The sequence below is a fragment of the Aquabacterium sp. genome, assembly GCF_035476535.1.
Classification (GTDB): domain Bacteria; phylum Pseudomonadota; class Gammaproteobacteria; order Burkholderiales; family Burkholderiaceae_C; genus Pseudaquabacterium.
On sequence record NZ_DATILJ010000180.1, the window covers coordinates 1 to 13,131 of the forward strand.

The following is a 13,131-nucleotide window of genomic DNA, read 5'->3' on the forward strand; positions in this document are numbered from 1 at the left end:
GTCAGTGCCGCACGCCTGGACAGCGGCGCGCAACTGATGGGCGACGACAAGGCGCTCGGCACGCTGCGGATCGTCGCCCTGCCCAAGGAGACGCAGGTCATGGCCCTTGGCGATGGCCTCTATGAGACGTCGACCGCGGTCGACGGGCTGCCCACGCCCGAGTCCGTATCGATCCACGCAGGGCACATCGAGGTGTCCAACGTCGTCGCATCGCAGGAAATGGTTCATCTGATGACGACGATGCGCCACGCCGAGTCGATGGTCAAGCTGATCCAGGGCGCCGACGAACTGCTCGAGAAGGCGATCAGGAAACTAGGAGACATGTCATGAACGACGCCCTCTACATTGCGGCCACCGGCATGCAGGCACACCAGGCGCAGATCGACGCGGTCGCAAACAACGTCGCGAACGTCAACACGCCGGGGTTCAAGCGCGTGAAAGTCAGCTTCCACGACGTCGTGAACCGGGCCGGAGGGACCGAAACAGCCACTGCGGCCACATCCGCACGGGCCAATGGTGTGTTGGACGGAACAGGCGTCTCTTCGGCCACGCTATCACGCCAGTTCGATCCGGGCGAGATCAAGCGCACGGACAACCCGATGGACATCGCAGTTCACGGTGCCGGCTTCATCGAACTCACGGCCGTTGATGGCAGCCTGGCCTACACCCGCGGCGGCGCGTTGCAGGTCAACGCCGATGGCTACCTGGCCACCTCCGAGGGACTTGTGCTCAAGCAGCGCATCCATGTGCCGGCCGAAGTCCGGACCCTGACGATTTCGCAGGACGGCGAGGTGCTGGGCAGCGACGGCAAGTCGAAGGAGCGTGCACTCGGGCGCATCGACCTGGTCACCTTTGCCAATCCCCAAGCCCTGCAATCGCTGGGTGGCAACGTCTACCGCGCGACACCCGAAGCCGGCGACCCCTTGTCGGCCATCGCCGGCGAAGGCGGTGCCGGCCGCCTGATGCAAGGGCAACTCGAACAGTCCAACGTCAAGCTGATCGACGAAATGGTTCAGATGATGGTCGCGCAACGCGCCTACGAAATGAACGTCAAGGTGATCCAGGCGGCCGACGAGATCGCCGGGCTGACCAACAACATGCGCAAATGAAGCCGCGCCTGCCCTTCCCGCCACGTCTGGGAACCGCCGCCGTGGGCCTGGTGCTGATGCTCGCCTGGTTCACAACGGCCACGGCGGGCGCACTGACCGACCCCTGCGAGATGGCTGAGCGCTTCGTCAATGATGCTGCTGCTGCGGCCGCCGGCCTCTCTGTCACCGTGCGCTGCAGGCTTCCCGAGGCAGACCGGGTGCGTGCCGAGCACGGCCAGTGGCGGCTGGCCGAACCGATCCCCGCGCTGCTGAGCGGTGCCGGGCGGATCGTCGTCAGTGTGCTCGCCAGCGGGCGCGCAGTGCAGCGGATCGCCGTGCCGGTGCAACTGGAACTGCGCTCTGCCGCATGGGTGGCATCCCGCAATCTGCTCGCAGGCGAGCGCCTCGGAACGGGCGACACTGAACTTCGCGAGATTGCATGGCCAACCGGGCAACGGCCCACGGTGGGTGGCGATACGGCTCCGACCGGGCGGGCCCGACGAGCGATCGCCGCAGGCGACCCGGTATCGAGCGCACAACTCCTTGGCGAAAACACCGTGGCTTTCGGTGATCCGGTCAGCGTGTCGTGGGCATCGCCAGCGCTGGCCATCCAGGCTGCCGGCGTGCTCGTGACGCCCGGCCGCGTGGGTGACATCGTTCGGGTGCAGCTGAAGGACCGCCGCGTGACACTGGAGGGGCGCTTGGTCGATGCCTCATCCGTGGAGATCCTGCCATGACGAGCATGACCAGACCTTCGGCCGCGTGCCTGCTTGCGGTTCTGCTGAGCGGGCCGGTGCAGGCGCAGGTGCACGTCGCGCCGGTGCCTGAGCTTCCAACCGCGCAGCCTGCCGGCGCCGCGGCGCCGATATCGCCCCGGGAGGCCGTTCGTGCCGGTGCGCAACAAGAAACTCGAGAAAGCCTCTACTCCGAGAGTTCGTTCCAGTCCTTGACCTCGGATCGGCGACTCCACCGGGTCGGCGATCTGGTCACCGTCGTGATCTACGAGACCGCCAGCGCCTCGAGCACGGCCGACACCGGCGCGAACCGTGACTCCAGTGCCGGGCTGTCCGTCAGCAGCCACAACATCGGCAGCCGAAGTGCGAGCCTGGGTACGACGAGCGACTTTGTCAGTGGTGGTCGCACGCAACGCGCGGGCAGGCTGCTCGCCCAGCTGACCGTGGCCGTGCGCGAGATCGCGCCGAACCAGGACCTGTGGGTCGCGGGCGAGCAACTGCTGGAGATCAACGGCGAAAAGCAGGTGATCCGGCTGGAGGGACGCGTGCGGCCGCGAGACATCAGCGAGCTCAATACCGTGCAATCGACCCGGGTGGCGGACGCGCGCATCACCTTCGCCGGCGACGGTGTGCTTGGTGACCGCCAAAAGCCGACATGGTGGCAGCACCTGCTCGGACTCTTCGGGTTCTGATGATGAAACGAAGCGCATGTCTTTTGGTGATGGTCTTGTGGGCTGCCTTTGCTGCCCATGCCCAGCCCGTCCGGATCAAGGATCTGGGCAAGATATCTACGTGGCGCGAGAACGGTTTAGTCGGCTACGGCTTGGTGACTGGCTTGGCCGGCACCGGAGACTCGTCGCGCAACAAGGCGACGCGACAGTCGCTGGCCAACATGCTCTCGCGCTTCGACCTGGCCATTGCGGCCGACGAGATCCAGAGCCGCAACGTCGCTGCTGTGATGGTCACCGCCAGCTTGCCTGCCCATGCACGCGCAGGCGACACACTGGACGTCACCGTGACGTCGGTTGGCGACGCCCGCAGCCTGGCAGGCGGAACCCTGCTGATGGCGCCGCTGAAAGGTCCTGACGGAAAGGTCTACGCACTGGCGCAGGGACCGTTGACGGTGGGCGGATATCGCTACGACGCGAACAACAACCTGGCGCAGAAGAATCATCCCACCGTCGGTCTGATGAGCGGTGGGGCGATCGTCGAGGTCGGCATGGCCATGGCCGGCACGAGGCCCGCGATCGAGACCATGACCTTCGTTCTGCACGATGCCGACTACACAACGGCCGGAAGGATTGCCGACGCGCTGAATGCCCGCCTCGGACCCGGCATTGCGGAAGTGCGAGACGCGGCTGGTGTCGAGGTTCAGGTGCCCGAGAGCTTTCGCCAGCGGCTGCCTGCGTTCATGCGGCAACTGGAAGCACTGACTGTCGAGCCGGACCGGCGCGCCCGCGTGGTGGTCAACGAGCGCACCGGCACGATCGTGGCCGGCGGTGACGTCCGCATCGCCAAGGTTGCCGTTTCGCACGGGGACCTGCGAATCACGGTCGCCTCCGAGACCTCGGTATCCCAGCCCGCGTTGGTACGCCAGACCGGGCCGGACGTGCGCACCGAGGTCGTGACCAACACGCGACTGTCGGTCGAGGACCGGGACACTGCCAAGTTCGTGCCTGCCGGCGGTACGACCGTCGCCGAGTTGGTGCAGGCCCTCGTCCGCATGAAGACAAACACGCGTGACGTCATCGCGATCCTGCAGGCCATCAAGGCCGCAGGCGCGTTGCATGCCGATCTCATCGTTCAGTAGTTCCATCAGCCCGCTCACACCTCATGCAGATCATCGACCCCGCCACACTGGACCTGGTGTCCAGGGCCTTGTCCGCCGCCACGATGCGTCACGGCGTCCACGCCAGCAACATCGCCAATACCAACGTCGAGGGTTTTCAGCCCGCACGCGTGCGCTTCGAGGAGCAGCTCAGCCATGTGCGTGAGAGCCTGGTACGCGGCGAGCCACTGAAGCTGTCCGACCTTCACGCGGTCGAAGCGTCACTGGACACGACGCCGACCGCATCGAAGATCGAACTCGACAGTGAGGTCGCCGCCATGTCGGCCAACGGTTTGCACTACCAGGCCCTGCTCAAGGCACTGGACAAGCAACTGGGACTCATGTCGCTGGCCATTTCCGACGGGAGGCGGTGAATGGACTACCGGGCAATACTCGAAATCGGTGCCAGCGGCATGACGCTGGAGAAAAAGCGCCTTGAGGCGGCCGCACTCAACCTGGCCAACATGCACAACAGCATCGCTCCAGGCAGCGCAGGCTATCGGCCGCTGCGCGTGGTGGCCGAGGCAGTGCCCAGCACGTTTGCAGGCCTCGTGCAAGCCGGCTCGCCGCAGCACCTGCAGCTGGCGCTCGTGCCGTCCGAGCTGGCGCCGCGCGCGGTGCGCGATCCTGGCCACCCGCATGCCGACGAGAACGGCTTTGTCCATTACCCCGCCGTCGATCACGCACTGGAAATGGTGACGGCGATGACAGCCATGCGTGCCTACGAAGCCAATGTTGCCGCGCTTGGCCTGGCCAAGGCCATGGCCAGCCGTGCGCTCGAGATCGGGAGCCAGCGATGAACGAGGCCAGGCAAGCAATCGAGGCGATCTCCGCGCTCGGTGCCGCCACCGAATCGGGTGCGACTGCCGACGTGTCGAGGCCGACAGGCAACTTTGGCCAATGGTTCGTCAACGAGCTGAACTCTGTCAATGCGCAGCTGGTGAGTTCGGAGCGCAACGTTCAGCAACTGGCCGCGGGCGGCACCGCCAGTGTGCACGACACGATGATCCAGCTCGAGCAGGCACGCATGCAGTTCCAGTTGGCGATCCAGGTGCGCGGTCGCGTGCTGGAGGCCTACCAGGAAATCATGCGGATGCAGGTGTAAGCCGTGGAACTCACCAGAATGTGGGGCGAGATGTCGCCCGCCAAGCGTTGGAGCTTGCTCCTGGGCGTGCTGGCCATCGTGCTGGGTACCGCAGTGGCCGTCTGGTGGTTGCTGCGCGTTCCTTACGCTGTGCTGTTCTCCGACATGAAGGAGCAGGACGCCGGGATCATGGCGCAAGAGCTGGACAAGCTGAAGGTGCCCTACCAGGTCGCCGCCGGTGGCCAGACCCTGCTGGTGCCCGAATCGGCAGTGCACAAGACGCGCATGGCGCTGATGGGCAAACAGCTGCCGCTGAACGGTGCCGTTGGATTCGAGCTGTTCAACAACGCAGAGTTCGGCGTCAGCGACTTCGTGCAGAAGGTCAACTTCCAGCGGGCGCTGCAGGGCGAGTTGACACGGACGATCCTGTCGATCGAGCAGATCCTTTCGGCACGGGTGCATCTGGCGCTGCCCGAGCAAGGTCTGTTCCGCAAGGAGAACCACAAGGCGAAGGCCTCCGTCACGGTCGTGACCAAGCCCGGCCAGGCACTCGCTCCCGGCCAGGTGCTGGGCATTCAACGTCTCGTCGGTGCCTCCGTACCGGAGGTCAGATCTGAAGACGTGACGGTTCTCGATCAGAACGGCGTCACGCTGTCACGATCGAGCGCCGATAACGGCGCGGTGAGCGTTGGCGCTGATCAGTTCGATTCCAAGGTCGGACTCGAGACGCTGTTGGCGGCCAAGGCAATCAAGGTGCTGGAAGGCATGTTCGGTGACGGCAACGCACTGGTTACCGTCGATGCGGCGCTCAATCACCAGCAGACCACCACGACGACCGAGGAGGTCCTGCCTGCCATGGGCACGCCCAAGGGCGGGTCACCGGCCGGCGTCGTCGTCCGCGAGCGCACCGTCAGCCGCGACAGCGCCACGGCCGATACCAGGCCCTCCGGCACCACGACGTCGCAGGACGTGGACTACCAGAACGGCAAGCGCGTCGAAAAGGTGCTGGCTCCGGCCGGCGCAGTCCTCCGGCTCAATGTCGCGGTGGTGGTCAAACGAGCCCTGAGCGATGCCGACATGGCGCGAGTCAAGGAGGTCGTGGCCTCGTCGGTCGGACTCAACGCTGCGCGCGGCGACGGCATCGCGGTGTTCTCGATGGCGAATCCGTCGTCGCTGACCCATGCGGCGCAGCTGACGGTCGCAACCGAGACCACACCCCAGGCAGTGCAGCGGCCGATGAGCGGCGGCACGCCGGCCGCGGAGCCGGCCGGCGATGGTGGGCCGCTCAGGGCGGCCATCGCCAGTGGAGGCCTGATGGCCGCAGCCATGCTCGCGCTGGGCCTGGCCGCATGGACATTCCGCAGGCGCAACTCCAGACTCTCTGCCCCTGCCGGAAAACCAATGAGTGCGCGGGAACGCGAGGCAGTCTTGCGCTCGGTACAGCGCTGGCTCGCCCAGGCGGAGGGCAAGGTCGATGTTTGAGTTGCCCGCCGTCGACACCAAGCGTGTCGCAGCATTGGCCTTGCATGGCCTGCGTGACGAAGATCGTTTGTGGGTGCTGGAACGACTGGCTCCCAACGAGCGCGAACAGATGTCCGAACTGGTGGCCGAGTTGACGGCGCTGGGCGTTCCGGCGGATCCGCAGTTGCTCGATGCGGCATTGCGCGGCGACGAGCCCACGCTGGCCGCAGGCACGCAACTTCCGGCAGATCAGCCCGGCGTCTGGCGCGCCGGGGCCGTGTCGTCAGGCCCGACGCTGGCCGAGATCGGAGCCCGCCTGCTGCATGAGTCCGACCTGGTCGTGGCGGTCTGTCTGGGTGCCTATGACGCCGCCGAGATCACCACGCTGCTGCGGACAGCGGCCCCCGAGCGTGAACAGGCGATCCGCGCACTGTGGCGGCCGTTGCCCGAGCGTGCGATTGCGCTGAGGCAAACGATCCGCTCGATCAATGTCGAAAGGGCTGCAGTGCCCGTCACGGCCGCGGAGGTCCGGATCGATGTCTAGCGGGCTGGTGAAGGGCGCTGTGTTGCAGGCTGAACGCGCACTGCCGAGTATTGGCGCATCAGGAGCTGGCGCAGCCCGTCGACATGCCGGCAGTCCTCTCGACATTGCCGATGCTGAGCGCCAGCACCGCGCCGAAGAGCAGCGGCGCGCGCAGGCGCTTGCCGTCGAGTTGGAGGCGCTTCGCGACCGCGCTCGCGATGAAGGCCGCCAGCAGGGCCTGCAGCAAGGGCTTCAACAAGGCCTGGAGCAGGGGCTGTTGCGGAGCCTCGATCAGGCGCGCGAGCAGGCGACCACCGAGGCCAATGCCACGGTGGCCGCAGCAGTCAGTCGACTTGGAACGCTGCTCACGTCGATGCAGTCGTCGTTCGAACTTGAACGTGAGCAGGCCAGCGAGATGCTTGCCGATGTCGCCTTCATTGCAGTCAATCGGCTGCTGGGCGACGCCGTGCGCGATCCGCAGGTCGCGGCGACTGCAGTGCGGGCCACGCTGCAGACATGCGACCTGTGGCAGTCGGTCATTGTCGAAGTGCATGCCGATGATGTGCAGACGCTGGACGCCGCGCGGCACCTGCTTCCGAATGCGGCGGTGCGGGACATCCGCATCGTCGCCAGCAGCACGGTTGAACTGGGTGGTTGCCGCGTCAGCGGAAGGGCCGGCATCGTTGACGCGCGCTGGGAGACGCAGTTGGCGGCGCTGAAGTCAGCACTCGAAGCGGCACGGCGCTCCTGGATGGAGACACCGCGATGAGCATGGCTGCTGCCCTGCGGTGCGCCGCGCGGGAGTTTCCGCTGCAGCGTCGATTCGGCCGGGTGTCGAAGGTGCAGAGTCTGGGCATCGTCTCGAAGGGGCCGCAGGCTGCCCTTGGCGAGTTGTGCGAGATCGAGCTGGCGCCAGGGCGCAGCGTGACAGCCGAGGTTGTCGCGCTGGCCGAGGGCGAAATCACGTTGATGCCGTATGGCGATGCCAAGGGACTGACCGTCGGCGCCGAGGTCAGGGCCCTGGGCTGCTTGCCGACCATTCCCGTGGGCCCTGACTTGCTCGGCCGCGTGATCGACGCCTTTGCGCAGCCGTTGGACCACGGCGCCGCGCCACGGGTCGACCGACTGATGCCGCTGCGGGCTGCACCCTTGAATCCGCTGGAGCGTGCTCCGATCAGCCGGTTGCTTCCGACGGGCGTTCGCGTGATCGACGGCCTGCTGCCGCTCGGCCACGGTCAGCGGCTGGGGATCTTCGCTGGCAGCGGCGTCGGCAAGAGCTCGCTGATGGGCATGCTCGCGCGCAACGTTCGCGCCGACATCAACGTCGTGGCCTTGATCGGTGAGCGTGGCCGCGAAGTGCGGGACTTTGTCGAGCAGACGCTTGATGCGCAGACGCGTGCTCGCACGGTGCTGCTCGTCGCCACATCTGACCAGCCTGCCGTCGTCCGCGCTCGCGCCGCCTACGCGGCGACAGCCGTGGCGGAGTACTTCCGTGACCTGGGCAAGCATGTCTTTCTGATGATGGATTCCGTGACGCGCTTCGCCATGGCACGCCGCGAGATCGACATCGCGGCAGGCCAGCCACCGACTGCGCGGGGCTACACGCCTTCAGTCTTCTCAGAGATCCCGCAACTCTGCGAGCGCTGCGGCAGCCTGGCCCGTGGCGGTTCCCTGACGGCGATGTACACCGTACTCGTCGAGGGCGACGACCACAACGAGCCGGTGGCCGATTCGCTGCGCGCCACCCTGGACGGCCAGATCGTGTTGAGCCGGGAACTGGCCAACGAAGCGCACTTCCCGGCCATCGACGCCCTTCACAGCATCAGTCGCCTGGAGCGCCAGTTGCTGGACAAGCCGCAGATAGCGGCGGCCGGGACGCTGCGGACCTTGATGTCGGTGCATCACCGCCATCGCGAAATGGTGGACATGGGCCTCTACAAGGCCGGAAGCAACGCCGACCTGGACTGGGCGCTCGCGTGCTGGCCGCGGGTCGAGCGCTTCCTGCGACAAGACCTCGACGAGGTCTCCACACCCGAGGCAACGCGCCAGGCCCTCGCCGAGGTGATCGCCAAGGAGCCCATGTGACAACGAACCGAACACGCCGTTTCCTGGCTGTCGCAAGACGAGCGGCCAGCTTCCGCACGATGGTGCAGAGCGCTGAAGTGACGGCATCCTTGCAGAAGGCAGATGACTGTGGGAACGCCTTGGCTGAGGGGCAGGCGCTCACGCTACAAGCCCGCGGCGCGTGGCGCAGCCTGGCCGGCGGAGCCGCCTTCCACGTCGCTACTGACGCGTACCACCGGCGCTTTCACAGGCATCTGGTGACGCTCGAGCACGGACTGGTCGGACAGGCCCAGGAGGCTGCTGAACAGCTCGACCGGACGCGCACCGCGCTTGGGCTTGAGTTGGCCCGGCGAGACGGACTCCAAAGCTCGCTCGACAAGGCGACGCGCCGTCAGCGTGAGGAACACAACCGGCAGGCACTGAAGGAGGCCGACGACACATGGAACATCCTACGCAACAGGCTCACCGATGAAGATCGTTGACGACACGGCCGCGGCAAGAACCGCTGCGACCAAGTCCACCGCCCAGGAACGCCAGGACGCGCGTTGGCTTGGCGATCTGGAACGCGCTTGGCTGGCCACCTGGAGCCAGTCCAGTGAACGACAAGCCGGGGGTCAGCCTGGAGGCGACACGCCCGGTCACGGCACCGGCCAGCGGCCTGGCCGGACCGCCGTTCGAGTGGGTACGACAACCCAGGAGCCGGCAGCATTCACCAGCGCGACCGGCACACGCGAGCCTCAGCCGCAGGCAGAACGTGCCCCGAGCGAGGCATCGCCATCGCGCCGACAGGCCGACCGCACGCAACAAGAGCCTGTGTCCCACACCAGCACACCGGCATCGGCCGAAGTGGGCGCGTTGGCAATGCGAATGCGATTGAGCGATCTGGCCCACGATACCGGTAGCCCGTCCGGGCAAGGGCCTGACGGTCGCAGCATCGGGCTGGAGGCGGTAACACTCACCGCGGCGGTCGAGTGCGCAGCGGCTGACGAGCCTGCAAACCCTGTTGCGCCACCCTTGGTCGAGGCCGACGAGTGGGATGCCCAGCCATCGCCGGCAGCCCTGCCGATTCTTCCGATGGGCGGTTCGACGCAATCCTCGCCACCAGCCTCGTCGCCAGTCAACGCCGATGCTGTGGTGGAGCTCACTTCGACAGATGCCGGTGCTCGCCGGGCGCCGGCAGCCGCGGCCCCGCCTGTTCCGACGGCACAAGCTTCGCTGCAGGCCTCCGCGCCGCCCACGTCCGTACGCGACGCGATTGCAGCGCCCGGCCTGGCACAGACCGCGGTGCAGGCCGTGCCGCAACGCGTCGGAACCGTGTCGGAAGAGCCAGAAGCTTCCACGCCGTCCGCAGCCGCCGCGTCGCCCCCGGAGAGCCCGAACAAACCACCGGAGAAGACCTCGCTGCATGTGGCCACCAGCGTTGACGCAGCGGTGGTCATGCTGCGTGACGCCGGCCTCGCTGCGGGCGATGTCTCGCAGGTCGCGCGCATGCTGGCAATGCAGATGCAGCAGCTCGGGTTCTCGTCGATCCGGACCTATGTCAACGGGGTCGTTCGCCAAGTGGATGGCGATCGCTCCGAAGGCGTCCTGTCCGACGCCGTGGAGCCTTCGCCGTCGTCCGGCGCGATGGTGTCCACCCTGCCAATCCCGTCATCCAAACCGCCTCGCAAGGACCAACGCTGACCATGGCCACTGCTCCCACCTCCGCTGCCAACCCGATCGGCATCCAGGACTTCCTGCAGATCCTGGTCGCCCAGCTGAATTACCAGGATCCGCTGAAGCCCATGGATCCGCAGCAGTTCGTCTCGCAACTGGCGCAGTTCACCTCGCTGCAACAGACCCAGGAGATCAACGACAAAGTCGCCAGTCTTCTGTCCGGGCAAGGAACGCTGCATTCGGTCGGACTGCTCGGCAAGACAGTCGAGGTGGCCAGCGCCAGCGGCAACCAGTCCGGACAGATCAGTGTCGTCAGCTTCAACAGCGGCGACCCGCGCCTGACTGTCACGCTGACCGGTGGGGCCTTGCTGACCGACGTCTCGATTTCAAGCCTCGTCACCATTCGATAGGAAGATCATCGTGTTTGACTCCATCTTCATCGGCATGTCCGGCCTGCAGAGTTTCTCCAAGGGCTTGAAGGTCATCAGCAACAACGTCGCCAACATGAACACGGCCGGCTTCAAGTCGACCACGCTCAACTTCGGCGATATGTACTACCAGCAAGGTGCCAGCGGCTTTCGTGCGAGCTATGGAGGTGCGCAGTTCGGCACCGGCGTCGCCGCTCTGGGCACTCACGTCAATTTCCAGCAGGGTGACACGCGCCAGACAGGCAATCCGCTGGACATGAGCATCGCCGGCGAGGGCTTCTTCGTCACGCAAGATGCCAATGGCGGCGACCACGTGTACACGCGGGTCGGCCAGTTCGACTTCGACGACGCTGGCTACCTGGTCGAGAAGGGTACCGATCGGCGGGTCTTGGGCTTCAACAGCAATGGCACCCTGGTGCCGATCTCGCTCGATGCGATGCGCAACAATTCACCCCAGGCGACGACCGAGATCGAGTTTCTGGGCAACCTCTCCAGCACGGCGACCGCACACTCGATCAACTCGGTCAAGCTGATCGACTCCCTCGGCGCCGAGCACACGGTGCGGCTGGACCTTGCCGCCAAGACAGGCGAAACCGGCGTGTGGACGGTCAAGATGGTGGACGGCACGACCGAGACCGCCGTTGGCGAAATCAAGTTCACGGCCGGAACGCCGGCTGCGTCCAACGTATTGACACTGAATTACGCGCCCGCTGGCCTTCCGGCGTTTGGCGTCACCCTTGATTTCTCGAAGAGCATCACCTCGTTCGCCTCGGGAACTTCGTCGACGCTGACGGTCGCCTCGAGCGACGGCGTCGTTGCCGGCACACTGAGCCAGGTGACGTTCGATGAGACGGGCGTGATGACGGTGACGTACTCGAATGGCGAAGAGTCCACCGGCATGCAGTTGGCGCTGGCGCAGTTCGAATCAACCGATGCACTGGTCCAGACCACTGGCGGTGGATTCACGGCCTCGGACCCGAAGGACGCCCAAATCGGCCGGCCCGGCTCCAAGGGGCTGGGCAACATCGCGTCCAGCCAGGTCGAAGGCTCCAACGTCAATCTGTCGGCAGAGTTCAGCGAGCTGATCGTCATGCAGCGCGGATACCAGGCCTCCTCGCAGATCGTGAGCACTGCCAACGATATGCTGCGCGAACTGTTCGAGATGAAGGGGCGCGGGTGAGCTCGCTGCGCTGGATACCCGAGTCATCGCTGCAGGCCTTCAACAGGGCTGCGGGCGCCGCCATGCGGGACTGGGCCATCCGGTGGGGCATGGCCGGCCTGCAAACGGCCGCGTCGAGCATCGCCGAGCCGTTCACACAGGCTACTCTGCAAGCACCATGGCGGGCCCTTCAGGGCGATCAGGGTCCCTGGGTGCGGATGGGCGAGTCGATTGAAGCCGACATCGCCGCCGCGCTGTTCGGCGATACCGAGGCGGCGTCGGACATTGCGCGGAAAGCCGCCGCCCAGGCTGCGGCAGATCTGGCGGACACCCTGGCGGCGCTAGGCCGCCCTCAGGGGCCGGCAGACAAGGATGCCGACGAACCGGACCGCCGGCTGCCTGGCCACTGGGGTCTGCGCTATACCTGCGGGCTGGGCAGGTCTCAGGCTGAGGTCGTCGTCAACCGCGCTGGACTGCATGCGCTCGGCTGGTTGAAGAAGCCTGACACCCCAGCGCTCGCGGCACGAGCCGTCGAGGCCGCGTTGGCGCGGGTACCGGTGCAGCTTCGCATCGAACTGGGCCACTCCGAAGTAACCCTGAAGGACCTGACGGCGCTGGCCGTCGGCGACCTCGTACTTGCTGTCGAGGCGACCACGAACTCGCTACGCGCGGTCACCATGGACGGCCAGCCAACGCTGGCCGGGTTCCTGGGCCGCGCCGATGGCGCCCGCGCATTGCAACTGACCACGATCAAGCCATGACCACAGAGTCCACCGCCACAAGCTCCGGCCCGGCCATGCAGCCGGTCGAATTGACCCCCGTGAAACACCAGCCGGGCCAGGTGCCCGCGGCGAGCGCGCTGACCATGGCCGCGCTAGCCGGGGTGCGGACCAAGTTAACGCTGGTCGCCGGGCACGCCATGTCGACCGTCGGCGACATCATGACGCTCAAGGAGGGCGGCATCCTCAAGCTCGACACCGAGCTGAACGCGCCGTTCGACATTGTCCTGAACGACACCGTGATCGCCCGGGGCGAGTTGGTTGCGGTCGGCGACCACTTCGGCGTTTGCGTGACGCAGATCGTTGCACCGGCAACAAAGTGAGGCT

The 13,131-nt window shown here is 66.2% G+C and carries 18 protein-coding genes; all 18 read left to right on the forward strand.

Annotated elements, in window-relative coordinates:
* Positions 1-330: flagellar basal body rod C-terminal domain-containing protein (locus tag VLK61_RS17370; protein WP_325422872.1), on the forward strand; the 330-nt coding region annotated here is incomplete at its 5' end.
* Positions 327-1,109 (forward strand): flagellar basal-body rod protein FlgG, encoded by a 783-nt coding sequence (gene flgG, locus VLK61_RS17375; RefSeq protein WP_325422873.1) that lies wholly within the window; start codon positions 327-329, stop codon positions 1,107-1,109. The genes VLK61_RS17370 and flgG, both read left to right, overlap by 4 nt.
* Positions 1,106-1,825 carry a flagellar basal body P-ring formation chaperone FlgA gene (flgA, locus tag VLK61_RS17380; protein ID WP_325422874.1) on the forward strand — a complete coding sequence of 240 codons (720 nt, stop codon included), beginning with the start codon at positions 1,106-1,108 and terminating at the stop codon, positions 1,823-1,825. The genes flgG and flgA overlap by 4 nt, the downstream gene beginning before the upstream one ends.
* Positions 1,822-2,514 (forward strand): flagellar basal body L-ring protein FlgH, encoded by a 693-nt coding sequence (locus VLK61_RS17385; RefSeq protein WP_325422875.1) that lies wholly within the window; start codon positions 1,822-1,824, stop codon positions 2,512-2,514. The genes flgA and VLK61_RS17385 overlap by 4 nt, the downstream gene beginning before the upstream one ends.
* A gap of 2 nt (positions 2,515-2,516) precedes the next feature.
* Positions 2,517-3,632, forward strand: a complete 1,116-nt coding sequence (locus tag VLK61_RS17390; RefSeq protein ID WP_325422876.1) for a flagellar basal body P-ring protein FlgI — start codon at positions 2,517-2,519, stop codon at positions 3,630-3,632.
* A 23-nt stretch (positions 3,633-3,655) separates the two neighbouring features.
* Positions 3,656-4,024 (forward strand): flagellar basal body rod protein FlgB, encoded by a 369-nt coding sequence (locus VLK61_RS17395; protein ID WP_325422877.1) that lies wholly within the window; start codon positions 3,656-3,658, stop codon positions 4,022-4,024.
* Entirely contained in the window at positions 4,025-4,450 is a 426-nt protein-coding gene (locus VLK61_RS17400) for a flagellar basal body rod protein FlgC (protein WP_325422878.1), read from the forward strand. It abuts the gene before it with no gap.
* Entirely contained in the window at positions 4,447-4,755 is a 309-nt protein-coding gene (gene fliE, locus VLK61_RS17405; RefSeq protein WP_325422879.1) for a flagellar hook-basal body complex protein FliE, read from the forward strand. The genes VLK61_RS17400 and fliE overlap by 4 nt, the downstream gene beginning before the upstream one ends.
* A 3-nt stretch (positions 4,756-4,758) precedes the next feature.
* Positions 4,759-6,216, forward strand: a complete 1,458-nt coding sequence (fliF, locus tag VLK61_RS17410) for a flagellar basal-body MS-ring/collar protein FliF (protein ID WP_325422880.1) — start codon at positions 4,759-4,761, stop codon at positions 6,214-6,216.
* Positions 6,209-6,739, forward strand: coding sequence for a hypothetical protein (locus VLK61_RS17415; protein WP_325422881.1), 531 nt, complete (start codon positions 6,209-6,211; stop codon positions 6,737-6,739). Before fliF ends, VLK61_RS17415 begins: the two co-directional genes overlap by 8 nt.
* A gap of 22 nt (positions 6,740-6,761) precedes the next feature.
* Positions 6,762-7,487, forward strand: a complete 726-nt coding sequence (locus tag VLK61_RS17420; RefSeq protein ID WP_325422882.1) for a FliH/SctL family protein — start codon at positions 6,762-6,764, stop codon at positions 7,485-7,487.
* Positions 7,484-8,803: a FliI/YscN family ATPase gene (locus VLK61_RS17425; RefSeq protein WP_325422883.1), complete on the forward strand. Its 1,320-nt coding sequence runs from the start codon at positions 7,484-7,486 to the stop codon at positions 8,801-8,803. Before VLK61_RS17420 ends, VLK61_RS17425 begins: the two co-directional genes overlap by 4 nt.
* Complete coding sequence (locus tag VLK61_RS17430; RefSeq protein WP_325422884.1) at positions 8,800-9,264, forward strand: hypothetical protein; 465 nt, start codon at positions 8,800-8,802, stop codon at positions 9,262-9,264. Before VLK61_RS17425 ends, VLK61_RS17430 begins: the two co-directional genes overlap by 4 nt.
* Complete coding sequence (locus VLK61_RS17435) at positions 9,251-10,465, forward strand: hypothetical protein (RefSeq protein ID WP_325422885.1); 1,215 nt, start codon at positions 9,251-9,253, stop codon at positions 10,463-10,465. Before VLK61_RS17430 ends, VLK61_RS17435 begins: the two co-directional genes overlap by 14 nt.
* 2 nt (positions 10,466-10,467) lie before the next feature.
* A complete protein-coding gene (locus tag VLK61_RS17440; RefSeq protein ID WP_325422886.1) occupies positions 10,468-10,848 on the forward strand; it encodes a flagellar hook assembly protein FlgD in 381 nt (126 codons plus the stop codon).
* 10 nt (positions 10,849-10,858) lie between these two features.
* Positions 10,859-12,046, forward strand: a complete 1,188-nt coding sequence (locus VLK61_RS17445) for a flagellar hook protein FlgE (RefSeq protein WP_325422887.1) — start codon at positions 10,859-10,861, stop codon at positions 12,044-12,046.
* Complete coding sequence (locus tag VLK61_RS17450) at positions 12,043-12,786, forward strand: FliM/FliN family flagellar motor C-terminal domain-containing protein (RefSeq protein ID WP_325422888.1); 744 nt, start codon at positions 12,043-12,045, stop codon at positions 12,784-12,786. Before VLK61_RS17445 ends, VLK61_RS17450 begins: the two co-directional genes overlap by 4 nt.
* Positions 12,783-13,127: a FliM/FliN family flagellar motor switch protein gene (locus VLK61_RS17455; RefSeq protein ID WP_325422889.1), complete on the forward strand. Its 345-nt coding sequence runs from the start codon at positions 12,783-12,785 to the stop codon at positions 13,125-13,127. Before VLK61_RS17450 ends, VLK61_RS17455 begins: the two co-directional genes overlap by 4 nt.
* Positions 13,128-13,131: the final 4 nt, after the last annotated feature.